The 24,383-nt window shown below is 64.1% G+C and carries 19 protein-coding genes and 1 pseudogene; 9 read left to right on the top strand and 11 right to left on the bottom strand.

Features of this window, described 5'->3' with window-relative positions:
* Window positions 1–2: 2 nt before the first annotated feature.
* A complete protein-coding gene (locus MUG96_RS04240; RefSeq protein ID WP_246986805.1) occupies window positions 3–494 on the bottom strand; it encodes a DUF7995 family protein in 492 nt (163 codons plus the stop codon).
* On the opposite strand from MUG96_RS04240, the gene MUG96_RS04235 reads away from it, so the two are divergent.
* A complete protein-coding gene (locus MUG96_RS04235; protein WP_246986804.1) occupies window positions 489–2,600 on the top strand; it encodes a hypothetical protein in 2,112 nt (703 codons plus the stop codon). The genes MUG96_RS04240 and MUG96_RS04235 overlap by 6 nt on opposite strands.
* Entirely contained in the window at window positions 2,597–5,164 is a 2,568-nt protein-coding gene (locus MUG96_RS04230; protein WP_246986802.1) for a phospholipase D family protein, read from the top strand. The genes MUG96_RS04235 and MUG96_RS04230 overlap by 4 nt, the downstream gene beginning before the upstream one ends.
* A 533-nt stretch (window positions 5,165–5,697) precedes the next feature.
* Here MUG96_RS04230 and MUG96_RS04225 read toward each other — a convergent pair.
* A complete protein-coding gene (locus MUG96_RS04225) occupies window positions 5,698–6,552 on the bottom strand; it encodes a DNA-binding protein (protein WP_246986800.1) in 855 nt (284 codons plus the stop codon).
* A 901-nt stretch (window positions 6,553–7,453) separates the two neighbouring features.
* Between MUG96_RS04225 and MUG96_RS04220 the strand changes: the two genes are divergently transcribed.
* A complete protein-coding gene (locus tag MUG96_RS04220) occupies window positions 7,454–7,960 on the top strand; it encodes a hypothetical protein (RefSeq protein WP_246986798.1) in 507 nt (168 codons plus the stop codon).
* Between the two features lie 14 nt (window positions 7,961–7,974).
* Here MUG96_RS04220 and MUG96_RS04215 read toward each other — a convergent pair whose 3' ends face one another.
* Both MUG96_RS04215 and MUG96_RS04210 read right to left on the bottom strand, forming a co-directional pair.
* Entirely contained in the window at window positions 7,975–9,927 is a 1,953-nt protein-coding gene (locus MUG96_RS04215) for an Aq_aa27 family P-loop NTPase (protein WP_246986796.1), read from the bottom strand.
* A gap of 328 nt (window positions 9,928–10,255) precedes the next feature.
* Window positions 10,256–10,450, bottom strand: a pseudogene (locus tag MUG96_RS04210) (ArsR family transcriptional regulator); the annotation flags it as partial.
* 230 nt (window positions 10,451–10,680) lie between these two features.
* On the opposite strand from MUG96_RS04210, the gene MUG96_RS04205 reads away from it, so the two are divergent.
* The 3 genes from MUG96_RS04205 (at window position 10,681) to MUG96_RS04200 (ending at window position 16,011) form a co-directional block, all read left to right on the top strand.
* Window positions 10,681–14,445: a DUF8128 domain-containing protein gene (locus MUG96_RS04205; RefSeq protein ID WP_246986794.1), complete on the top strand. Its 3,765-nt coding sequence runs from the start codon at window positions 10,681–10,683 to the stop codon at window positions 14,443–14,445.
* Between the two features lie 667 nt (window positions 14,446–15,112).
* Window positions 15,113–15,475, top strand: a complete 363-nt coding sequence (locus MUG96_RS24385; protein WP_443984567.1) for a DUF7262 family protein — start codon at window positions 15,113–15,115, stop codon at window positions 15,473–15,475.
* Complete coding sequence (locus MUG96_RS04200; RefSeq protein ID WP_246986792.1) at window positions 15,463–16,011, top strand: DUF7261 family protein; 549 nt, start codon at window positions 15,463–15,465, stop codon at window positions 16,009–16,011. Before MUG96_RS24385 ends, MUG96_RS04200 begins: the two co-directional genes overlap by 13 nt.
* A 4-nt stretch (window positions 16,012–16,015) precedes the next feature.
* Here the strand turns inward: MUG96_RS04200 and MUG96_RS04195 are convergent, their stop codons facing one another.
* Complete coding sequence (locus tag MUG96_RS04195; RefSeq protein WP_246986790.1) at window positions 16,016–16,639, bottom strand: hypothetical protein; 624 nt, start codon at window positions 16,637–16,639, stop codon at window positions 16,016–16,018.
* Window positions 16,640–16,729: 90 nt separating this feature from the next.
* Here MUG96_RS04195 and MUG96_RS04190 point away from each other — a divergent pair, with 90 nt between their 5' ends.
* Window positions 16,730–16,975, top strand: a complete 246-nt coding sequence (locus tag MUG96_RS04190) for a BolA/IbaG family iron-sulfur metabolism protein (protein WP_246986788.1) — start codon at window positions 16,730–16,732, stop codon at window positions 16,973–16,975.
* Window positions 16,976–16,984: 9 nt separating this feature from the next.
* Here the strand turns inward: MUG96_RS04190 and MUG96_RS04185 are convergent, their stop codons facing one another.
* From MUG96_RS04185 to MUG96_RS04165, 5 genes are all read right to left on the bottom strand, one after another.
* Window positions 16,985–18,037, bottom strand: a complete 1,053-nt coding sequence (locus MUG96_RS04185) for an ATP-binding protein (RefSeq protein ID WP_246986786.1) — start codon at window positions 18,035–18,037, stop codon at window positions 16,985–16,987.
* A gap of 125 nt (window positions 18,038–18,162) precedes the next feature.
* A complete protein-coding gene (locus tag MUG96_RS04180; RefSeq protein WP_246986784.1) occupies window positions 18,163–19,035 on the bottom strand; it encodes a transcription initiation factor IIB in 873 nt (290 codons plus the stop codon).
* 220 nt (window positions 19,036–19,255) lie between these two features.
* Entirely contained in the window at window positions 19,256–19,921 is a 666-nt protein-coding gene (locus MUG96_RS04175; RefSeq protein WP_246986782.1) for a hypothetical protein, read from the bottom strand.
* Window positions 19,918–20,763, bottom strand: coding sequence for an ABC transporter permease subunit (locus MUG96_RS04170; RefSeq protein WP_246986780.1), 846 nt, complete (start codon window positions 20,761–20,763; stop codon window positions 19,918–19,920). Before MUG96_RS04170 ends, MUG96_RS04175 begins: the two co-directional genes overlap by 4 nt.
* On the bottom strand, window positions 20,760–21,737 hold the full coding sequence (locus tag MUG96_RS04165; RefSeq protein WP_246986778.1) for an ABC transporter ATP-binding protein: 978 nt from the start codon (window positions 21,735–21,737) through the stop codon (window positions 20,760–20,762). Before MUG96_RS04165 ends, MUG96_RS04170 begins: the two co-directional genes overlap by 4 nt.
* Window positions 21,738–22,020: 283 nt before the next feature.
* Here MUG96_RS04165 and MUG96_RS04160 point away from each other — a divergent pair, with 283 nt between their 5' ends.
* Together MUG96_RS04160 and MUG96_RS04155 are read left to right on the top strand one after the other, a co-directional pair.
* Window positions 22,021–22,362 (top strand): glutaredoxin family protein, encoded by a 342-nt coding sequence (locus tag MUG96_RS04160; RefSeq protein WP_246986776.1) that lies wholly within the window; start codon window positions 22,021–22,023, stop codon window positions 22,360–22,362.
* 71 nt (window positions 22,363–22,433) lie between these two features.
* Entirely contained in the window at window positions 22,434–23,156 is a 723-nt protein-coding gene (locus MUG96_RS04155; protein WP_246986774.1) for a profilin-fold protein, read from the top strand.
* Here MUG96_RS04155 and MUG96_RS04150 read toward each other — a convergent pair.
* Window positions 23,153–24,265, bottom strand: coding sequence for a serine hydrolase domain-containing protein (locus MUG96_RS04150; protein WP_246986772.1), 1,113 nt, complete (start codon window positions 24,263–24,265; stop codon window positions 23,153–23,155). The genes MUG96_RS04155 and MUG96_RS04150 overlap by 4 nt on opposite strands.
* Window positions 24,266–24,383 lie beyond the last annotated feature (118 nt).

Here is a 24,383-nt window from a genome sequence, read left to right as displayed (position 1 = left end):
GTTCAGAAATGGACGTCAGCGGGCACGATCCAGAGTTCTTCACTCTCTTCGAGGAGTCGGTCCAGCTGCCCACGGTGGCGAATGCCGGTCGCCTGCTCGGTGTACAGGAAGATCGTCGGGCCGTCGTACGCGCCGACCTGGTGGAAGGAGTGCCGAGCGAGATCCTCGTCACGCATGATCTCCTCATCGGAGAGTTCATCCAGTGCTTCCTTCACCCAGTCGAGATTGCGCTCGAACTCTTCCTTCGTCGCCTCCCAGCCACGCTCGAGCAGGTCCTGACCGTCGCCGGAGTCGACAGGAGCTGCTGTCGGGAGCTCGCCCCATCGCGCCTTGCCCGCAACAGACGTGTCTTCCTGGTCGAAACAGACGTAGTAATCGAAGACGGCGCCAGCGTGTGGATCCGCGCCGACCAGACGGTCGAACACCGTCTTTCCGGTGGCCAGCGCGTCGTCGTGCGTCGATGCCTCTACCAGTGCGTATATCATCATATGCATCTCGAACACCTCGAAGCGCCGACGCACCGGGGCCATTGCTTGCTCGCCCTGCTGCGCCGGCACCCATCGCCGGCGCCAGACAAACCGTATCCAAGGTCGTGGCTGCGCGCGCAGCGAGTGTCCGAAACAAAGCCATCACTTAACAGCTCACCAGCAGTTGACAAAGCCATGTCACTCAGGTCGCTCGATCCTCGTTGGGCCGATCGGGCACCGACGATGCGCGTGCTTGATCCACTTGGGGTCGAATCAACAGAGGCGAGTCTGCAGGACCGCCTTCTCCGACCGGTCCTGAGCATCGCAATAACCCAGCGGCTGCGTTATCTCTCCTACTGGGCTTGGGTTACAGCCAACCTGGACGAACACGATGCTGACGAACGTGCCCTCTTCGAGAAAGTGCTGCTCGTCGCGAGTACGGGACATGAGTGCCCCTCAGCGGGGACGGGGACGAACGGCATCATGGGTGGGACCGACGACCTCGAGGACCAGCTTGCCGACCCAGCAGTAGACGACATCGACATCAGCGCGGAAGCGATGCAGATCGCGGGTAGTGACACCGCTCGCTTCGATAGCTACTACAGCGGCGTCCTCTACCGATTGTTGCTGTTCGAGAACGAATGGACGCTTACGCCACTTGGCGAAGCACTCGCCAATGCATACGAGGTCGCTGTACCCGTTACATTCGAAGCCGTCGAACAGGCGGTCAAACAAGAAACGGTACCGCGTAAGTTGCTCGACCAGATGATGGCGGGTGGCTGTCTCTGTCAACTCTCCAGTAAGGAGCAGGAGCTACTCACACAGGCCTACTGGTATCTCGTGACCCCGACCGACCACTTCGACGAACTCGCATTTGGCCGTGAACCGGGGCCGGATCTGCTGACGTTGCGTGAGTATCTCGAATCGCCAGCAGATTCGGCCGAGGGCCACGATGCGATCATCGAAGCAACGATTGCGGGGGCCAGCGAGGTCGATGACGCAGAGTATAGTGAAGACCTCGACCTGTTTTTCACGACGGGACGTGACGCCTTCGTTCGGAGTTCGCTCGTCCTTCTGCTCTCGATCGGTGACTGGGTCAATCGGCGACACACGCCGACACCTGCGTTTGAAGCACTCGCGGACGCTCGCGAAGCGTGGCGACTCCTCGTTCATGCAGAGTTTGCCTCGTATGCGCTCCAGTCGCTGTTCATCGCGATCCTCGAGGCGATCAAGCAACTGGAACCGATCGCCCCAGAACAGTTACTCCAACAGCTGTTCACGACTGGCAAGTTCGACCAGGCGGCTGGCGACGCACTGGCCGGGCTCTCACTGACCGAACGATCAGCCGACGATCGTACGACACTCACAGGTGTCCGTGATGCAGTGTATTTCGGTGAGGCACCGACTGCCCCACTTCAGACGACTGTGCCCGGAGAGGCAGCCCCCATCGATACGACGTGGGGAGGAGTCTGTGCCAGACTCCAGGACACGGATTCCGAAACTGACCCGTTCACATTCTCCGGACACAGCGAACGCGCCTACCAACGATTGCTCGATGCCACACTGTCTGAACCCCGCAGTCTCGAAAAGTCCCAGCGCGTTGCAGCCTACAGTGCCATCCAGCTCGCTCGGCTCACGACGCGATACACACAGTACTACAGTACAGACACAATGGCCCCATTCACGAACTGGTTCCAGACGGCCCAGGACGAACCAAGTGCCGCGACCTGTTGGCGGTTGAGCAGTGCCCATGAGGAGCAGGCACAAATCGAGATTGACCCAGAAGACACCGGGGCGGCATCCCCATTCGCACTCACTGCGGCCAGCCTAACTCGCCATTGGGTACTCGACCACTATTTCCAGCGGCTGTACGGGAAGATCAAGGACGGGAACGGGAAATCGCCACAGCTGTTACAGGTTGAGCAGGACGGTCGCCTGACTTTCGATCACGGCATCAATGACGGCAACGTGTACAACGGTGGCGTCCCGAACGCGCCGACGCTAAAGTTCGACCGATTGGGCGATATTTGCTATGAGTTGGGGTTAATCGAAGACAACGACCTGTATGATATGCAGGTCACTGATCGGGGCCGACAGTTCACAGCTGCGTTCACCAGCGAGGAGGATACATGAACCTGCTTCGCGAGCTGGACAAGGACGATCGTGTCATGACTGGTGTGATCATGACGACGTATCCGTTTGCGCCACAGTTCTTCGAACAGGCTGTCCTCCCCGCACTCCAGGACAAAAACGTCGATGAGACGATCGCAATCCTCGCTGATGCAACACACTACGAGAGCACGCTGACAACAGCCGATCAGGCTAATGACCAGCAGTGGCGGGCCAGTCAGGCACCACGCCATGCGGGACAGCGATATCAGTTAGCACCCGTCTCAGCAGGCCCGAATCGGGCGTTCCATCCCAAGATCCACTACATCGCTGGTGAGCGGCGCGTGCATGCCGCCGTTGGGAGTGCAAATCTGACCCATCCAGGCATGACGAACAACAGGGAAATCGCAACGTGGATAGCCATCGAAGCAGATCAGGATGGGGCCACAGCAGACAGTGATAGCAATGCTGACTCCGCGCTACAGCGAGGGGAACGAGCCGCCGTCTGTCTGTCAATCAGTGCGTTCCTTCGCGCGCTCTGTGAGCCACCGTTCGGACAATCGATCGATTCGGTAACAACCCAGACAATCGAGCAAACCCTCGCCGCAGGCGCGTGGCTCGATGAAATCGATACGCCAGAACCGACGCGGCGATCGACACGTTTTCTCCACAACCTAGAACGCCCACTCTTGGCACAGCTCACCGAGGTGCTACGGGAGCGAGGCGAGCAGATACAAGCCGTCGACATTGCAGCGCCGTTCTATGGCTCGTCGCTTGCCGTCCCACGGTCGTTCACCGAGGATGGCATCAAGACACGACTGTGGCTCCAACAGGGCCGAACACAGATCGAGACAGAGGAACTCGAAGACTGGCTCGAATCCCCCACAGCGACAGCATTACGCTACGAGGCAAACCGCTACGTCCACGGGAAGGTACTCCGCGTACAAACGGAACAGGCAGACTACTGTTTGAGTGGCAGTCCAAACGCATCTCACGCTGCGTTGCTGTCCGCAGCGACTGAGTTCGGTGGGAATATCGAGGCCGCACTGCTTCGGCGAGCGCCACAAAACCACTTTGAGTATCTGTTTGAGACACCGCCGTTTGCAACTGCGACCGCCGTCGATCTGTCGACGTTCGAGGCGGGGGCCGAGTTCGAAACGCTCGAAACTGACCAGAATACCGAAAGGCGTGACGAGACAGATCTTGAGCTATATAGCGTCAGCTACCACCGACGACCCTCCTACAACGGTGGGACACTCACCGTGGCTGGTGAAGGAACCGAGTCAATCGAAGCGACACTCCGTGAAGATGGGGCCACGCTACTCGTTCAGACGGCTGATGACGATGAGCCAGCGAAGATTTCGCTCGAACCATACGAATTCGAGTGGGCATCTGATAGTGACCGAGCTGAGTTTACCGTGAAGAAAGACCTGTATGGCAACGCAAACGAGCGCCCACTCACACGGACGGCAACAGCCACGCTTCGCTGTGGGAGCCAGACTTCGACAGCGCGGTGGGTCCAGACCCATACCCCCACGTCTGGTGAGCCCACACCTGATGAGATCGAAGACGCAGGCGCGACAACGGTTCCCCAACAGATCCCCGGGCTGTTCCAAGACGACCAAGAACAGCGATCGAACGCTGTTGAGTCGCTGAATGGGCTGCTCTCTGCGTTGAAGAACCTCGATGAGTCTGATTCTGGTGACGAACCAGCATCTGTGGACGAGCAACCGAAGCACAAAGATGAGCCTAAAGGCGGCCTCCGCGTTCGGGAATGGAGTCAATCGGGAGGTGACGATCCCACCGATCTCATCGAGTCATTCTATGCGGGGTGGGAGGAGGATATCAGCGAGTTCGTCCACGGGATGACCAGCGAGGAGTACCACTTCGAGGAAGTCGAAACCCGCCTGAAAGCGATCAACGCAACGACGCTGCTGTTGTTCCTGCTCGATGAGGGACGGTCCGATATTACTGTGCCTCGCCAAGCCGCACTCGAAGCAATCAAGGCCGTCTACTCACAGCAGGATCAGCAGGGCGAACGGGGAGAAAGTCACGTCGCTGATTACTGTGCGTACCTCCGCCACTACGCGGGCCAATCCGACGCTCAAGCAGCGGAGATCTATCCAAACATGCAGTCACAGATCCTGCCTCACGTCGTGTTCGCGGCGATCCTCGCGGAAACACACATTGCCAATGATCGCGAGACGTACTTCCGACAGCAAAACTGGGCGTTCGAGGCGCTCATCGGCGACTGCTTCCCTTCGGGTTATCCAGAGCCGACACACCTGACTGACGACAATGTTGACACGGTCGTCACGACACTCAAAGAGAGTATGGCCGGACTTCGGACCCGAATCGAAGAGAACCCACAGCTAAATCGGTATGCCGATGCAGGCTACATGAAGGACAACCATCTCCGATCGGCTGTGATCGAACTCCTTGCCCGAAGTATCCTCTATGCCGGGCCTGAAGCTCTCGAGGCGTACCAGTCGAACCCGCGATGGGAGGCACGAATGGAGCGGGTGTTCGACGACTGCGTTACCTATCTGCCCGCAGAAAGGCAACGACAAGTGGAACGACAGCTCTGATACCTCGACTGGGGTCGTCCTGGTCTAAGGGTCATGCCACAACCTGGTTACCAGGGATAGGAGGATTCGAACGATGCAGCCCCAACCGAGCTTAGCGGTGCGAGGGAATTACAGGACTACTATCACCCACGAGTGAGTGACTGCCGTCGCTGTTCACGTGGCCGATGCTGCTACGATTCCCGAACCACCCGAATCCTAGCCACGAGACCGATCACAAGCAGACTGAGCAATGTGGTAAATCCCGGTCCACTCCCACTGGTCGTACCAGTTGAGTTGTAGCCGTCATCTGTGGAGCCTGCATCGGCAAACCGATTACCGTCGGTGATCCGGTTGCCGTAGCCGTCTTGTCGTCTCCGCGAAGTACGAGAACACCGATACAAAGTACAGCAACTTTGTTCTATCAGTGTCCATCAAAGTAGATGAAGGTCGTGGCTGCGCGCGCAGCGACCATCGGGAGCGAGCACGGAGCGGAGGGCGGGGAGGCGGGGCAGGCCGAGGTGGCACGAGAAAAGAAAAACCGGAGAGCGTGTCGCCTACTGGTCAGTCCACCGGTCGCGATCCGGGAAGTGGATGTGGCTCTGCCCCGTCAGAGCCACCGAACATCGACCCTGGTACCAGTTCTTGGCGACGTTCCGGAACACGACCCGATCACCTTCCTGGACGATTGGCATCCGAGACTTCACCCAGCTTGTCCACTTGATACGACCACTCTCATCTTCGAGCAACCCCACCTGGCTGATGGCTTCACTGTCAGCGTCCCAGAGCTGACTGACTGTCCCCTCGATGCTGACCGTCGCTCGATCCACCTCGGGAACGGCCGCGATCGGTACAGCCGTCCCGGGTTCGCGCTGACAGCCCTCGACCACGTCCAGCACCGCCCGTGAGATGTCTGCGCCGTCGACGACCCGTGCGGCCAGCCGCCGCGCGATGGCTGCTCGCGACCACCCATCGACCTCCTCAACCAACCGGGCTGCCTGCTCGTTGATCCGCGCTAACTCCGCCTGCGAACACAACTCCCGGGGATCGCTCGGCCCCTGTGACGGAGCCACGCTCGCCGCGCGTTCCTCGAACTGCTGTCGTCGCTCGTGACTGCCTGACCTAGCCACCTTGCGAGTCCGTCGTTCCCGGCTGGACTGTTGCCGGCGATCCAACCGCTGGCGCGTCCGTTCCTTTTCCATTTTCCGCGCCAGGTGCGTCTCCTGCCCTTCGAGCGTCATGCCTTCCGGGCGTGCATCGGGGTGGTTGGTGTCCACCTTCGCCTGGGACTCCAGTTCGACCGTCGCCCGGAGCTCGGGATCGTCCTCGACGGCGTACGCCGCATCGTCCGCGTACTTCTCGTTCTGTGCCTCAACCGAATCCTTATCTACGACTGTCTTTCTAGAAGTCATTGGAGTACAGCTCCGAAGGCGCTCACGCGCCGCCACCGCGATGCCCTTACATCGCGGTTTTCCGACGACGACAACGACCGACAGACCCATCTGCGCGCTCTCGCTCGCGCCTTCGCGAGCGCCCTTCTGGGCGCGAGCGAGAGCGCGCCTGCATGAGGTGGCCCCATCCAGCACCGCGCGCCGTCCGCCCGGAGCGAGCGGCCAGCTTTAAGCCGTTTCTCGCGTCCGGCCCGGACTGCGGGTCCGTGTCCAGCGCGACTGTCGCCGAGAACGCGCGCCGCCGTGTGGCGCGCGACAGCGTAGGCGGCACCAAGCGCTGGAACGCGAAAGCCCGCGAGGGGCGCAACCGAAAACGCGCTTAATGCTGGCGGCGAGGGCACATTCATTTTAGCCCGGCAGTCCGCCCGCTACTGCAGGCAGACCGCCCGGAATGGTCGGTCGCGAGCGACGCGGAGGTCCCGCGAACGAAGTGAGCGGGACGCCGGTGAGCGAAGCTCACCGGAAGGCGGCACGCGGCGAGCGGTGCGGGCCGTCAGGAACCACTGTGCAACCACCGACGGAGCTCAGAGAAGTAACCACCGTCCTGGCGGACGCAGAAAGGGCAAGGCCGCCTCGATCGTCCCGACCCCGCAAGCACCGCAGGCACGAGGAGCGCAGCTGTGGTCGCGGGATGCCGAGCGGCCGAGGGCTTTCAGGGATAGTCTCAGATGTCGACCGTGATCTCGCTACTACTCCAGCAAACTCAAGATCGGTCGCGAGCGTGACGGCAGGGTTCTTGCCAGTATCGAGAGCAACCACCCGTGTATCGCGTGTCTCTGGACGGGAACGGTCCCGAAAACAGGAGTCTACCCCATACTGAACGGCCATCGGGAATCAAGAGGATACCCGTGACAGTGACTCTATGACAGTCTGTGACGACTGCGGGAATACGGAACTCCCATCGGCAAAATACTGCTCGAACTGCGGAACACAGTTACAGCGAGACAAGAAAGATCTCTCTGAGGGGTTCCTGAGTATCGCTGACCGTGTCCACATACAGGAAGCAATCGACGGGAATCGGCGACCACCGGATGGCTACCATGACCGACTCCATGAAACAGTCCGTCACGCGTTCACCGATTTCTGTCACCTCAATCGCTGGGACGAGTTCGACAACCGGACAGCAATACTCGGTGATCTGGTCGAGGAGGACTTACCCGAGGCCCTCACATCAGACGACGAAGCGTTGAGTCACCTGTATCGACTCACCTGCCCATTCCGATTTATCCATACAGCGGTGGGTGTCGACGGACTTGAAACACTCCTCGAGCTTAGTCTCCTCGTCGTGTATGGAACCACGACTAATCAGGAGCCTGACGGGAATACTATCTCAGTATCGATCGACGTGGACGGAAACGAATCCGGATAGGAGAGCTACCTAGCTTACTCGAACCAGGTAGTCCGAAGCCTATCAAGGAATCCACCAACCTCGTCCACATTCCGTTGTAGCCAGCGTTCGAAGGGGTCAACGGACGTAATCCAGATTTCGTTGTGGGCGCGGCGAGCCCGAATGTGCCGAGGGAGGTTCCGGAGGTACGCGTTGTCGATTTCATAGGAGGCGAGATCGTCATCAAACACGGCAACGAGTCGGTCGTTGCGGCGCTGGAAGGCAAGATACCCATTATCAATCGCCTCGTGCCAGCGCTGTCGACCGATGTCATGCTCCCATTCTGCTGGCTGTTCCGGGAAATACGTCGGTAGTGGACGATCAGCGTACTCGTACAGGTCGATGACCGTGTCCCGGACGACTGCCAGAATGTCATCACGGTCGGTCTCCTCGTCGACCAGATCCGCCATCTCGATATCGCGTCGCAGATACTGATGTGTGAACCACTTGTAGAATGGATTATCGGCCTCGACGATTTCCCGCATTCGCATCCGAGACGTCGATTGTCCAGTGAACATCAGCTTGAAATGGAGCATCTTGGCCCGCTTGAGGAACCACTCGTCGGGCTTGTTCTCGTTGCTCGTAATGATGATCGCCGGGTATGGTTTGCCGTTCCAGTTGTCCCAGTAATTCCGGAGTCGTCCCAACCGACCGAACGTCTGTCGCTCGACATCGTCGAATGCAACGGGAAATGCAGTCACTGGTTCGCGAATGTTGTTTGGCGTCCGACTCCCGACGGTTGCACCGTCGATCGGGCTGACGACGGAATTGTCCGAGATGAGGCGGAGTCCGAATTCAAGGAATGTCCCCTTCCCGGCGTTTGGTTCACCGTGGATGTAGAGAAATGGAACGCTCTTTTCGACGTCACCGACCTGCCCTGCCCCAAACGCCGTGGCGTACTGGTTGACAAATGGGGCCCAGAGAAAGTACAACAACCCCTCATACATGTGAGCTTTTGCGGCCGCTGCATCGTCAGTTTCCGCCTTGTCGACCGTCTCCAGATATGCTTCGATGTTAGCGAGGCTCATATCGACCGCCTGAGAATTGGGTGGTGGTTCGGTCAACTCGATGTGGCGTCCACTCGGCGTCAGCAGATGTACTCCATCAGCTGTTACCCACAACTTCGGAATATCGTAGTTGCGCTTGACAGCACGACCATATTCCCCAATGGATGTCCGGAAGAGGCTATCATTGAGCGTGATATCAAAAGGCTGGAATAGATCCTGCATCTTCGAGTGCGTGCTATCGGAGTACTGTTGCAGCGATTCGTGGATTATCTCATCAGCATCGATCGACGCTCCGAACTCGCCGAGTTGGGTAGAAATTGAACCGTGAAACTCTCTGAGTTCGTTTTCTTCTTCTGCATCGGTTACCGTAAGCCAGCGTTCGATGACCGCTTCAGGTGGATCATCGGATGCGTCGAGTTCGTCCGTCAAGTCTTCCAGAAACGGGTCTGGATCACAGAGATCCATGTATTCATCGTAGAGCTCAAGTGCCTGTTGATGCCATTCGGACTCTGGCGCGCAGTTGAATACGTCGAGGTTGTTGACCTGATAGCGATTCGTCCACGCTGAATCGGTGAAGTTCGGTGAGCCGGTCAGGATCGTGATGTCCTCGTTGTTTCGCAGAATATAGAGTTTCGCATGGATATCACGGTCGGGTGAGAGATAGATCAACAGGTCCCCGCGTCGCTTGTATCGTTCGAGTGCCTGGGCGACGGAGGCGGATTTGATTTCCTCACGAAAGTCGGTTTTCTCGCCAACGATCACCTCCAGCTTTTCCATGTCATGTTCGTTGAAGAGTTCGAGAATCATCCGCGGAGAGGTACAGTAACTCACGACCTTCATTCTGTCAGCCGACGACAGGTACTTCTCGAATCCTCTGTAGCTGCGAAGAGAGACAAACGGTGACAGCGACCGCATGTCTGCAGATGATTCCTGTGGCTCCATGGTAGGTGGTCCAGAGATCGTGTATTGACTCTTGTTACCATATATCAGCATTTTCCATGGCTGGCGTGTCTGTTAGACCACTGATAGAGAGACACGACAGAGCAGTGACCGACGGCCCTGATCGGGACCTCGATCACCCCGTCAAGGGGTACATCTATGCGTAGTGGCCAGCCTGATCGAACCCAGCCCATGTCCGTGTTTCAGGAGTCGGGCTCCAATGGCGGCCGCTCTGACAGCCGATCGAACCGGGACTGGGCTGCCTCGCTCCGCTCCTCGGTTTCCTTTCCTCGGAGGGTGCCTCGGCCATCCCCCGACCTTGCAAGCACCGCAGGGCGTCGATCAGCGCCGGCGTGATCGTGTACTCACGGTCGCCCGCGGCCGTCGTCACAGTCAGGTCGATTTCGCGGGCGGCATACCGCCGTGGCTGCTCGTCATGAGTAACCTCGACAACACCGGCGTCGACGAGCCGATTGACGTAGCTGTAGGCCGTCCCCTGGGCGAACCCAAGGTCGTCTGGACAGTCGCCTCGCCCCCCGCGAGAGACCACTGTGCAACCGGCACCGTCGCTCGGCGACCCAGCCACCAGCCTGGCGGACTGTGAGGGCGAGCCCGGGTCGCGTTCGCGTGGTCGCCTGCGCGGCCCCTCGCTGGCGATGCCGCGCAGCGACCGCGAGCCGGGCGAGGGCTCACGCCCCAACCGACTCTCGAATCAAATCCACAACACATAACTATCAGCCAAAGTGGCAGACCCACATGAATCCGGACGAGCTACCGGTGAAAAAAGACAGACAGCAGCCGGATGCGATCCAGGTTCGCCCCGCAGCAACTGCCCTCGCACCACGCGCGGCCAGCAACCAGGCCAAACGGTTCCACGGCCTGAGCAAGGGCCGGCTCCCGGACGGGATCACACACAAACTCGCCCGGGCACTCGACATTGGCGCGGCGCCACCATGGATCGAATGCCAGATTCTCTCGCGGGGAACCGACGCACTCGAATACTGCTTTAGCATCGAAGACGCCGACGAGCACGGGCTCGATGTGCTCGAAACCAGCCTCCGGACGCTGTTTCCCGACGAGTACGAACTCAGGCGCACGTACCGGGAGAACCTCGGGGCCACCCATCTGCCACAGGACGCCGGTGAGGACTGGTACGTCGCCGGCGTCGAGTACGTCGGCGACGCCGACCGCCGCCGGGACTGGCAAACCCGACTGGAACCGTTCGCCACGAGCGACCGGCCCCACCAGCAGACACAGGCCGACACCAGCCAGCATACGGGACAGAACGACCACGACCACAGTCCACTCACTGCCATCATCGAGACGATGGCGACGAGTTCGCTGCCCATGGTCTATCAGGTCCTCTTTCGCCCCATCGACGACTGGCATCGAGCAGCCGACGCTCGGATCGAAGCCATCGAAACCGGGACCGAGACGCTCTGGGGCCAACTCACCAAGCTCCGCGAGGTCGACCTCGACCGGGTCGATCTCTCTCAGTCCGACCGCCAACGCCGGTCCGAGATCCGGGCCCGAGCGTCGGCCCACTCCTTTGCTGTCAATGCGCGTGTGGCCGCCCTCGCCCCGGCCGAGGAGGCCCACCGTGCCGACCGGATTGCGACCCAGTTGCAGTCGGCGTTTAGTCACATCAGTGGTGACTTCCACAGCGTCACTGGCCGTGTCCGGACCGACGACGACGGCTATCTGGGATCGACCGGCCGGGACCTACTCGGGGCCATCCACAAACGCGCGTTTTACGACCCGAGCTACCAGCGCCCAGGGACGGCAGTCCCGCTCACGACCAACGACAGCCGTGGGATCGTCGTCGACCACCAGGAACTCCCTCACTTTTTCGCGGTCGACGGTGCCCAACTGCCCCCCGATGCACACCGTGCACTCGAAACGATCCCCGAAGACCAGACTTCGATCACGCTCCCGCCCGAGTCGGTGCTGGACCGCTACCGCCAGCCCGGCCTTGCTATCGGTGCGCCCCAAACCAACGACGGGACGACGACCGACCCGATCGCCATCCCGCCGGCTGTCCAGACGCACAACGTTGCCTGGATCGGCCAGACCGGTGCCGGGAAGACAACGAGTCTCATCACCGCTGGGCTGGCGAACCACCGGGCGACTGCCGGGCCGGAGATCATCCTCGACTCCAAGGGTGGGCGCATGCCCAGAGAGTACATGCAGAGCCACGTCGCCGCGTTCGGCGATCTCGACGACGTCATCTACTTCGACTGTGCCGAGTGGCTGCCGGCGATCTCCTTTTTCGATATCAAGCCGGAACTCGACGCGGGCGTGCCCCGGACCGTGGCCGTCGAGGATCGCATCGCCCACTACGAACAGATCCTGCGCCAGAATATCGGCACTGAGCAGTACGAACGTGCCCTCCGCTCGATACAGGTCATCAGCACCGTCCTCGAGGCACTGTACGATCCGATTCACGGCCGGGATGCCATTACCAATCGCGACCTGCAGGCGGCACTCAAACGGTTCGCCGACCGTGAAACGCCACCGGCCGTCAGCAATCCCGATCTCGAAGAGCGGCTGGATAGCATCGTCACTGGCACGGACTATGAGACGTTCAATCAGATCATGGGCGGTGCGATCAACCGCATCGAGACGGTGAGTTCCTCAACCCATCTCAGCCGACTCTTCAACCATCGCCCCAGCGGCATCGAGGCCGACCAGCCCGCCTTCGATTTCGCAGACTGGCTCGATGACGACGTCGTCATCATCCTCGACACCGGTCGGCTCCGACCAGCTGTCCGCGAGGAACTGACACTCGCATTGCTCTCGAATCTCTGGACGGCGCTGCGTCGGCGACGACGTCGCCGTCCGAACGCCGAGCTCGGACTGGTCAACGTCTATCTCGAGGAGGCAGCGTCGGTCGCCAACAGCACGCTTCTCAAGCGATTGCTCGCCCAGAGCCGGTCGTTTGGCTGTGCGTTGCTGTTGGCCATGCAGTTCCCCGGCCAGCTCGAAGCGACCGACGCTGACGTGTACGCGGAGTTGCTCAACAACGTCGGCAGTTACATCACCAGCACTGTCGGCGTCGATCACGATCTCGCCCACCGGTTCGCGACCGAGGCCATGGACAACCAGGAGATGGCCAACCGGCTGCGTGGGCTCTCGGCCGGCGAGTGGCTCGTCGACCTGCCCGGCGAATTCCGAGGTCGTGATCCGAACCCCTTCATGGTCGAGTCGCTCCCGTTGCCAGCCGGCCACCCCGACAGGGTGGACAGCGCCCCCGCCGGGTTCGAGACCGCCTTCGACGCGATGCGGGACCGAACCCGGGGCGAATACGGGCTGTCGGTCGCGGCCGACCAGCCGGCACACGCAGCGTCGGCCACGGGCACCAACGCGGCTGCAGGGGCCACTGCTCCGGATGGGACAGCCCCAGCCACTGCCCAGACGGGTGCGAAACCAACCCCGGATGCTGCGTCGCCGTCGGACGCCGAGGCCCCGTCGGACGCCGAGGAGCCGTCGTCGATTCTCGCTGCGACCAGTCGGATGCCCTCGTTTCTCAGGTACACCGCCGACAGTGACGCCCTGGTCTGTACGACCTGTGACAGCCGGTTCGATTCCACGGCCGACGGGATGCGGGCGGCGATCCAGTGTTGTCACGACCTCGCCAGCGTTGCCCTGGATGACGTCCCCATCTGTAGCTGCAATGTAACGCTGAGTCCCGACGAGATCCAGGCGTGCAAGTGGTCACCGCGCCAGCTCACCTTCCTGCAGGCAGTCCACAACGCCCAGCAGCTGCGGTACGACCCGATCGAGTACGATATCGTCCACGACAGTATGATCCGGCTGAAAGAAGACGTCGGGATCGACCAGGCCGAAATCGACGACCTCCTCGATGCCGGCCTGCTCCGCCACGACGGCGACCATCCCCATCGGTATTACACTGTCACACCAGCGGGTCGTGAGACGATCGACGAGCAGTTCCAGGAGGGCGTCGATTTCGGGCATGGAAAAGGCGATCTCGACGAGTCAAGCCAACACGTTGCGATGGTTGAAGCGGCCCGCCGTTGGCTCCAGTCCGAATACGTTGCAGATCCCGAGTCAGCTGCCGAGGAGGTGGTTACCTACTACGAGGTCAGCGAGGGGAGTGCTGACGCGGCAGCGTTCATGGGTGGGGACGAGGAGCCCGAGTCGGTTGCCGATAATTTTGAACGGCGACGGTTGGACTGTGTCGCTCTCGACGCCGATGGCGACGTCGTCGTCGCGGTCGAAGCCGAGCGGGTCAATCACGATGTCAGACGCGCCGTCCCTGACGACTACGATAAGATGGCAGCGTGTGAGCCGGCGGAAGCGATCTGGGTCGTCCTGAGCCATTCGGCTGGCCACGAGATTCTGGAGGCACTCAACGAGCCACTCGAGGGCGAGCCCCGGGTCGAGAAGACCTACAGTTCGACCAGCCCCCCGCAACGCTTCGTGATCGATAAGCCGGGACTGACTGCCGTGTATCCGCTCACGTGGCTCCAGCGCCAGTTCGAGGGGTCTCCGGACAGCTAAGAATCTACCTGCTGGGGTGGTTCAGCGCTAGTCGGCGGCCGTGATGTATAATCGGTCCCTGACGTGCTAACCGTCGGAGAACCGTGCTAGTATGATTTGCGGAGCTAGTGGATGCGTATATTCGGCACCAGCCGCCGCTACTATGTGGGTGAGAGAGGGGTGGTTCGAGTATGATGTGCGCGGTGCTGTTCCAGTAGCGATGTCGGACTGCGAGTCGGCCTGTCGATGGCGATACCGGCCAGGGAGGTGCGTTGCACGACTGGTATGAAATCAGTTTGAGGAAAATTCTAATCGGATGTAATCGCCGTACGTGGTCCGAATAGAATATTAGAGCTGTCGTCGACCGCTCGATATACAATCATGTTCGCTACTCGGCCGGGTTCTAGTCGCCCGCTGGTGGCTTGCTCGCATGCGTTTCGCTTTCTCGGACCCCTCAAATGGCTCCGTCTAGTTCTGATTTCACAGCTCTGTATTACATTATTGCGGGCCCAGGAGTTGATTATACACCACTCTAATTGGGTAGAATCGGACAAGAACCGCTATAAGACGCAGTCAGTCAGTGATGCCGATCATAACGAAAGTTCGACGGCGAGCACGACCTCCAGTTCAGGGCCTTCCACCGCATTGCAGAGCGGACCGACCGCCACGTCGAAGGCGTCGAAGACGAATTCCACCGGAAGCATCGGTATGTCGAGGACCTCGCCCGCGAGAGCGTCACCGACTTCCCGAACTGTTCGGGTTCCTGGCCGACCTCAAGACCAACAAGGCGGCGACGGTCCTCTCCGGCGAGCCGCCACAGCACCGGGGCGCTACACGGCTCGCGGAGGTCGTCGCCTCGGCGGAGAGTTTCGAGCGCGAGCGGGGCACCCTCGACCGGCGAGTCGACCGGATCCTGCCGGCCAACCTCATGTACCGCGTCGAGACGCCCCACGGCGCAGTGGGGTTCCGGAAGCCCGCGAACGCGCCGGTCGGTCGCGCGAGCGTCACGACGGTCAACGGGGAGGTGACGATCTGGGTATGGTACGCGTGAGCCGTGACCGCGGTCAGCTCGTCCTCGTCGCCGCGGCAGCGCTCGCCGTCGCGCTCGCGCCGGTCGTTCTCGCGTACCTGCAACTGGGCTACCACGCCGACGTGGCCGCCAGCGCCGACCACGCCGACCCCGCGGCGAACGCCGACCGCTACCTCGAACGTGCGGTTCACGAGGCCGCCGCCGACGTACAGGGCGAGTACGCCTGGAGCCACGGTGTCGAAACGGGGCCGGCCGTCGACCGCGTCCGGGAACGACTCGACCCGAAACGGGGCCGGATCGCCGACGCGCGAGTGACCGCAGGGACCGTCACCCGCACGCGCTACAACGACTCGGCCGCACGAGCCTGGGCGAGCGACCGCTGTCCGCGGGGACCGAATCGGCAGTTCGGCGATTGCGATGCCCGCCGCGGCGTCGTGGTACAGGAACGCGCCGGCCGGGCGCACGTCCTCGCGGTCGCGCTCGACGTGACCGTCACGACCGAGCGAGGGCGGATCGAGATGACGCTGGTCGTCGAGGCGGTCGACGGAAGTGAGTAGGCGGCTACCCCGCTTCGATGGTCCGGTGGGCGGCGTACACCGGAATCGTCCGGGAGACGGTGTCACCCTCGACAGAGACGGTGGCATCGACGGACTGGGGCGCGTTCGCGGCCAGTCGGGCGACGGGGAACGGAGGGGTACTCCGCTGCCCATCGGGGCCGATCCGCGTCGTGACCGAGAGGGTGACGACCGGTTGTGACGCGTCCCCGCCCGGCGGATCGCCGGTCCGGACCTCGAAGCGCTGTGTGTTCAGCCGCTCGGCCGTCACCGTCCGGACGCGGTCGCGTCCCGCCTCCGCACACTGGATCGCGCCCCACTCGTCGAAGGGCATCGTCTCGAACCACGCCGGGTCGCCGCCGCTCCGCCTGGCGACGAACCGCACCGTCTCGTTGCTGGCGAAGTACTCGATGTCGTCGTCGTACCCCGATTCGTCCGTGATAGCGCGTTCGACGGCGACCGGTTCGCCCCGGCAGCGGAGCGCGGTCCCCGGCCCGGACCGCGTGAACGACTGGGTCGGCGGCGGGTCCGTCGAGCCGTTTGCCGGCTCGTCGTCGAACGCCGCGTCGCTCCCACAGCCCGCGAGCGGGACGCTGGCCGCCAGGGCCGCCAGAATGGTGCGCCGTCGCATCACCAGAGGCGTGTGAGCGAGCTATCAAAAGGGTTCGTACTCCGAACGCCACTCGGCAACCGTTATGCGCCCGGGGCCGCTCTCACCGGTATGGACACCGACGCAGTCGCCGAACTCATCGAGTCGGGCGTGCCCGACGCACGGGCCGAGGTTACGACGCCGCGGGACCCGGACGACGACGACCACTACGCGGCCGTGGTCGTCTCGCCGGCCTTCGAGGGGGAGTCGCTCGTCGACCGTCACCAGCGCGTCCACGACGCGCTGGGCGAGCACATGACCCGCGATATCCACGCCATCGAACTCGAGACGTACACTCCCGAGGAGTACGAGGACTGAGCGAGCGCCTCACTCGACGGCCGCATCGCTCGCGGTCGGACTCGACCCGCCGTGTGGCGTGTCCCGTTCGCGGACCTGTGCGGCGTGAATCGTTTCGGTCGAGTCGTCGACGACGACGACCTCACCGGGGTCGGTCGGCAGCCGCTCGGCCAGCGACTCGTTCATGTACGTCGGCTGGGCCTTCTCCAGGGCGTCGAGGTCGGCGCGGGAAGTCAGCCGGTGGGAGAGCAACAGGTCGGACTGGGAGATGCCGACCGCCGGGACGGCACTGGGTCGCTGGGTCGCCATGACCAGACTCACGCCCGGCGCCCGCCCGCGGGTGAGGATCGTCTGCAGCGCCGACTCGGCGACCCCCTCGAAGAAAGTGTGTGCCTCGTCGACCAGGAGCCACGGGAGCCGGTCGACCGCCCGGTCGACACGGGCACGGTACAGTGACTCTGCGACCCCGCGGACGACGGCGTTCATCGGCGCCGTGTCGAGCCCGGACACGTCGACGACGGTGACATCCGGACCCGCCAGGCCCGCGGCGGTGAGTCCATCGGCGTCGAACACGTCCCAGGAGTCGGCCAGCGTCAGGTGGTTCGTCGCGGCACGCTTGTCGCTCACGGGCGCGTCGGTCGCCTCGACGGCCGCTCGCATCGCATCGAGCGTGGCCGCCCCCTGTGTAGCCTGCCAGACGAGACTCCCCGCCCCGCTCTCGGGCGAGAGCCCGAGCAACGCACACCACGACCGCGGGTCGAGAGCGGTCGGCGCGACGGACGGCTCGGCGACGACGGTCGTCGGCACTGGCTCGCCGTCGCTCTCGGCGGCGAGCGTGTCGAACACACCCATCGGATCGACGACGGCGGGCGCGACGCCGTCGGCCCGCGAAAGCGCCTCCGCGAACACGCCCAGCGTGTAGGACTTCCCGTACCCGCGTTTCCCGACGATCGTCGCCGCGTGTGGTCCATCGAGGTCGACGTGGACCCTCGCGCCCTCGCTGCCGTCCAGCGCACGGTACCGGCCGAGGTGACCCGTCGGCCCCGCGTCGATACCCGCGTCACGACCGAGTACGAATGGCACGGCGGCTCTGGCTCCGTCCTCGTATATGAACCCTGGCCCGTGCGCTCCGACAGACGAGTCCGGTACCGACCGCGTCCCTGCTCGACGCCCGGGGGTCGGTCGCGCTCGCCGTCGGTCGCGGTGCCTCAGGCGAGCCCCCTGAGGTCGGTGACGGTCGAGCGGATAGTCATCAGGGAGACGTCGGCGAGGTCCGCGGCCTCGCTCTGCGTGACCCCGACCCCGTGGTCGTCGGCGGCCTTGTAGAGGCAGGCCGCGGCGACGCCGCTGGGTTTCTTCCCGCCCACCTCGCCGGCCTCGCGGAGCAGGTCGACGCACTCGCGGGCGCGATGCTCGACGTCCATCGCCACGTCGAGGTCCGAGGCGTACCGCGGGAGGTACTCGCTGGGTTCGATGGGACTCGCCGGCAGCCCGAGTTCACGGTTCAGCGCGTCGTAGGCCGCTTGACACTCGCTTTCGTCAGCGCGTGCGTCCGTGACGACGTCGTCCAGCGTCCGCGCGATAGAGCGGGTCCGGCAGGTCGCGTACACGGACGCCGCCGAGAACCCTTCGAGCGAGCGGCCACGGAGGAGCCCCTCGGACTGGGCGGACTCGAAGAGGGCACAGGCCTGTTCCCGAACGGACCCGGCCAGCGACATGGCCGACACCAGCCGCCGAATCTCGGTGAAGGCGTACAGCCTGTTGCGGTCGCGCTTCGAGGAGAGTCGCGCCCGGTTGTGCTGTGTGCGCATCCGAACCAGCTGTCGCTGGCGTTCCCCGGACACCGCCGAACCGGTCCCGTACCCGATCTCCGTCGACAGCCCCTTGTCGTGTCGCGACCGTCTGAGCGGCGCACCGGTCCGCCGCCCGTCCGTCCCTCCGTCGAGGGACCGCCACTCCGGTCCCCGGTCTATCGTCTCCGACGAGACGACGAGCCCGCAGTTCTCACAGACCGCCTCGGCGTCACGCCGGCGAACGATACCGCTACATTCCGGACAGTTGTGACTATCGCTACGTGTCATTTACACACCCCACCCTGGCAGCGTCGACTCGTGAACCACCCGACGTCTCCCTACCGCCAGGAGATACTAACAGCGATAAATTGTTGTCTAATAAGTGTTACTATCAATACGTATTTTTGAACTGCCACGATACGACGGTAGTACAGTTGTCGGGTGGTGTAGGCCCAGCACGTCCGGAGCCGGGACCGCTCGGGCGGCTACGAGCGGCAGGCCGGCGTTCTCAGGGGAGCGACGACCGGTAGCCGCCGACCCCGAGGCAGAGGACGCCGACCAGCGCCGGGAACAGCCGGAGCAGATTCGCCGTGTCGGACAGTGGCGGGCTGTCGGTCGTGGTCTGCATCATGTCGTAGCGCGTGATGGTCTCGCGCATCTCGTCGTAGTCGGGCGTGGTCGGCGTCGCGGTCCCGTTGCCGGTCGACGTGCGGCGGTCGCCGTCGCGCTCACGGGCCCGTTCACGTTCCGCTGCCTCGCGCTCACGGGCTCGCGCCACGGCTTCGACCGGTTCGTCGGCCGGCGGCAGGTCGGCGTCGGGCGGCCGCTCGATGGCGATCGTTCCCGATCGTCTGACGCTCGGGCCGGTCGGGCCGCGCCCGTCGTCGCGGTCCTCGGCCCCGTAGTCGAAATCCGGCGCGCCCTGTCCGATGGGGACGGTGTAGCGGCCCCCGTTCTCCAGCGTCTCCCGGTAGAGCTCCTGCCCGCGGTCCGAGAGGTTCTCGTAGGCGACGACCTCGATCCCGCTCTCTTCCAGCTCGGCCCGGTCGGCGGTCGTCCCCCCGCGGGTGTCGTGGACCCGGTACTGCTGGACCGGAGCCAGCGCGGGGACGACGAGGAGGACGACGCCGACGGCGACGAGGGCGTGGGCGAGCGTGACCCGGTCGCCGATCATAGGTCGACCCCCCGGAACCGCAGGTATCCCAGTGTGATCGGAACGACCAGCCAGACGGCGAAGACCACCGGCGCGAACTCGTCGGTGAGGTAGACCGGGAGGTCCGCGGCCTCCCGTTCGACGGCACGGAACACCTGCTGGTCTCCGGGGAAGACGAGGTTCGTCGCCTTCCGGTAGGCCGTGAACGGGCTGGTGTAGGTGACCGCGCTGTAGAGGTGCGGGTTCTCGGCCTGACCGAGCATCGTGTGGTGGACCCAGCGGACGATAGCCGGGATACGGACCGCGGGGACGACGTAGAGGATCACGAGCAGCAGGTACGAGGCGACCGCGGCACCGATGGCGCGGCTCCGGGCGGCGACGCTCGCCGACAGCGCGACGGCGAGGGACACGAACACCGCGGCGTACACGAGCGTCAGGACGAAGAGTCCGAGGACGGCCGCGAGCGGGAGCGTCCCGTGGCGCGCCAGCGACATGCTCGCGGCCGCGGCGAACAGGAACGCGACACCGGCGGTGACGACGACCAGCCGACTCCCGAGTTTCCCGAACACGACCTCCCGGCGAGTGTTGGGGAAACCGAGCAGGAACTTGATGCCGCCGCTCTCGCGTTCGCCGGCGACGGCGAGATAGCCCGCGACCAGCGCGACGATGGGGACCACGGCGGCCAGCAGCGTCGCCAGCGTCCGGAACGCCGCGGTCGCCTCCTCGGCCGGGCCCATCCGATAGCCCTGGTAGCCGAACACGAGCAGGGCGGCGACCATCGAGAGCAGGGTCGCGGCCGCCCACAGCGCCCGGGAGCGCCGCGCCCGCGTGAAGTCCTTCCGCGCGACCGAGCGGAGACTCATTCGTCTCCCCCCACGCCGTCTTCGCCCCCTGCGGCGGCCCCGGCCGGCCGGGGTTCGTCCGCCGCGGCCACGTCCCGGCCACCCTCGGTCAGGTCCGCGAACAGTGACTCCAGGGAGACGGTCTCCGAGCGGATGTCGAGGACCTCTGCGCGGTCGGCGACGTGGGTGACCACGTCGACTTTTGCCCGGGGGTTCGCGCAGTCGACGACGAGTGTCCCGTCGTCGACGCTCGTCCCGGCGACCCCGTCGAGCGCCTCGACGCCGATGTCGGTCGGCGGGGCCGCACAGTCGAGGTGGATCGTCGCGTGGCCGCCGGCGCTCTCCCGGAGGCCGTCGATGGTGTCGACCGCGACGAGTTCGCCGTCGTTCATCACGCCGACACGGTCACAGACCGCCTCCACCTCCGCGAGGTGGTGGCTGGAGAAGAAGACGGTCGTCCCCCCGGCGGCGCGCTCGCGGACGACCTCCCGGATGGTCCCGATGCCGTTGGGGTCCAGCCCCGTCGATGGCTCGTCGAGGATCAGGAGGTCGGGGTCGCCGACCAGCGCCATCGCGAACGCGAGTCGCTGTTGCATCCCCTTCGAGTAGTCGCTAGCCAGCCGGTCGGCGTCGTCGGTCAGCCCAACGGTATCGAGGAGGGCATCGGGGTCGTCACCGGCGTCTTTCGTCTCGATGGCCCACTCCAGGTACTCCCGGCCGAGCAGCGGGTCGTCGAAGCCGTAGCCCTCGGGGAGGACGCCGGTGCGCTGGCGGACCGCCGTCGAGCGGTCCTGTGCGTCGAGGCCGAACACCTCGACGGTCCCGCTCGTCGGCCGGATGAAATCGAGCAGGAGGTTGATCGTCGTCGACTTCCCCGCGCCGTTCGGCCCGAGGAAGCCGAAGACCTCGCCGCGCTCGACGGTCAGGTCGAGGTCGTCGACCGCCGTCTCCTCGCCGAACCGTTTGGTCAGTCCCGTCGTCTCGATGGTCGCCACCGTCACCCACCCCCGTGGCAGGAGCCGATCACGCCAGCGGGCGTCGGCGGGTCGCGAGCGCTGCCTTGAGGGAAACGGCAGCGACTGGGGGCAGTTTCGGTCGCGGTGCTGGGAGGGAGGGGCGTGGCGAGGGGACCAGCCATGCGGGACACCTGCGAGCGACCCAACAAGTGTCTTCTCCTTCCGGGTCGGTCCCGGTCGGCCCTCGAACGCGGCGCGGGTCGGCACGGCAGCCCGCGCGAGTGCCGGAAATCATTTGCATCAGGCACCCCGAGTAACGGGTATGACTTTCGAACCCGGTGCGGAACTCTCGGCGGACGAAGTCGAAACGCGGGTCGAGGAGACCCTCGCGGAGAACGATGTCGTCCTGTTCATGAAGGGGACCGAACTGATGCCACAGTGTGGCTACTCCCGGAAGGCACTGGGCCTGATCGGGCAGTACCGCGAGGAGTTCGAGACCGTCGACGTGCTCGAATCGCTGGAGGAGTACCGCGCGGCGCTCGAACCCCACAGCGGCCGCGAGACGATTCCCCAGACGTTCGTCGACGGCGAGTTCGTCGGCGGCAGCGACATCCTCGAACAGCTCGACGAGCGGGGCGAACTCGAAGCGAAACTGCGGGCCTGAGGCGTCGAGCGGCGGACACGTTTTTCGCCGGCTCCCGTGCCCTCAAGCCCCCCAGGACCGTCCGGTCCGACATGATCGAGGGGCTGGACGCAGACGTGGTCGGGACCGAAGCCGCGACCGAGCGACGGGACGAAGTAGTCGCGCGGGTGCGCGAGCACGCGGGAACCGTCGCGCGCGAACTCGCCCTGCTGGAGGGCGGCGACTACGGGAAACGCTCTTTCGAGACCGACGCCGGGACGTGGACGCTGAAGTACGAGGCCGGCACCGTCAAGTTCCTCCTGTTCGAGCGGGGCGGCGCGGAGACCTACGTCATCTCGACTCACCAGCCGCCCGACCCCGAGGCGCTGGCGGAAGCGATGACCGACTACGCGGACTTCGTCGCCGCGTTCAACGACTACGTCGAGTCGCTCGCTGGCGTGCTGGACGACGCGCCGACGGAGTTCCCCGAAGTCGTCTCGACGGAGTCCGTCGTCGCCGAGCGCGAGCGCGTCCTCGAGGGAATCCGCGAGGCCGCGACCGCGATGGCGGGCGAACTCCACCGGTATCAGGGGTCGAACTACGGCACGTTCGAGACGCGCGTCGACGGGACCCGCTGGGAACTCAACTGGGAGGACGGCCGCGTCGACTACCTCCGCGTCGGCGGCGAGAACGGCGTCTACCTCCTCTCGCAGTACGGCCCGCCGTCGGCGCGGGACCTGCGTGCCCACGTCGACGACTTCGCGGCGTTCGTCGCGGCGTTCAACGACCACGTCCGCGAAATCTCCGAGGAACTGGAGACGGTCTCGCTCGACTAGTCGAGCAGGCTGCGGACGGCGTCGGTGACGGCGTTGACGCGGGCGGCGTGCTCGTAGGATTCCTCGCGGATGCCGTTTGTCACGTACGCGAAGCCGACCTTTTCCTCGGGGTCGCCCCAGCCGAAGACGCTGCCGAGGCCGGCGTGGCCGAACACCCGGTCCGGACTCAGCGTCCCGAACATGTCGGCAGCGTGGCCGCCCTTCCAGAACCCCATCGCGTAGCGGGCGGGCCGCGAGAGCGTGCCGTCGGACTCGGTCTCGGCCTGGAGTTCGAGGGCCGCCTCGACCGTCGATTCCTCGAGGAGCCGGGTTCCGTCGAGTTCGCCGCCGTTGGCGATGCAGGCGTAGAACCGCGCCATGTCGCGGGCGGTGCCGATGCCAGCCGCCGCCGGGATGACCGCGTTCCGAATGGCTGGCTCGTTGAACGCCGCGGCCGACTCCTCGGCGGGGTCGCCCAGCCCCTCGCCGGGGTCGCGACAGCGGTCGAACTCCGCGAAGCCCGCGAGCGTCGCCACGTCGTCGGCCGCGCCGAGGGTCGTGTCGTCCATCCCGAGCGGGTCGAAGACGTGCTCGGCGACGTACGCCTCGATGGGCTGGCCGCTCACGCGGCGGACGAGTTCGCCGACGAGCCAGCCGTAGTTGAGCGCGTGGTAGGCCGACTGTTCGCCCGGCGGGAAGACGGGTTCGATCTCCTCCATCGCCGCGACGACGGCGTCCCAATCGCCCCACTCGCCGGGTCGGTCGTCGAACTCGCCGAACGGAATCCCCGCCTGGTGGCTGAGGACCTGTCGGACCGTGATCTCGGCCTTCTCGCTGCCCTCGTCGGCGAACTCGGGCCAGTGGGCCACGAGCGGGTCGTCGTAGTCGAGGTCGCCGGCCTCCGCGAGCTGGTGGACGGCGACGCCGGCGTACGGTTTGGTACACGAGAAGAGGACGTGCTGCTGGTCGCTCTCGGTCGGCTCGCCGTCCGGGCCGGTCTGCCCGCCGGCGAAGTCGACGACGAGGTCGCCGTCGACGACGAGCGCGAGTTGGGCGCCGTGGTGGAGCCCCACGTCGAGCTGGCGGTCGAAGACGGCACGGAGTCGCTCCCTGTCGGTGTCCGATAGCATGGCTTCCCCTGAGACGGTCGCCCACCTAACGTTTGGGGCATACTCACACTCCAGGACCGTGACCGACGGCGGTAGCCCCGGTTTGGCGTTCACCCGCCGGTCGGCGGACGGCGTCGAG

The sequence above is a fragment of the Halorientalis marina genome (assembly GCF_023028345.1).
Taxonomy (GTDB): Archaea; Halobacteriota; Halobacteria; order Halobacteriales; family Haloarculaceae; genus Halorientalis; species Halorientalis marina.
Note: the sequence above shows the minus strand (reverse complement) of the source record. Positions and strands in the feature narration are given on the sequence as shown.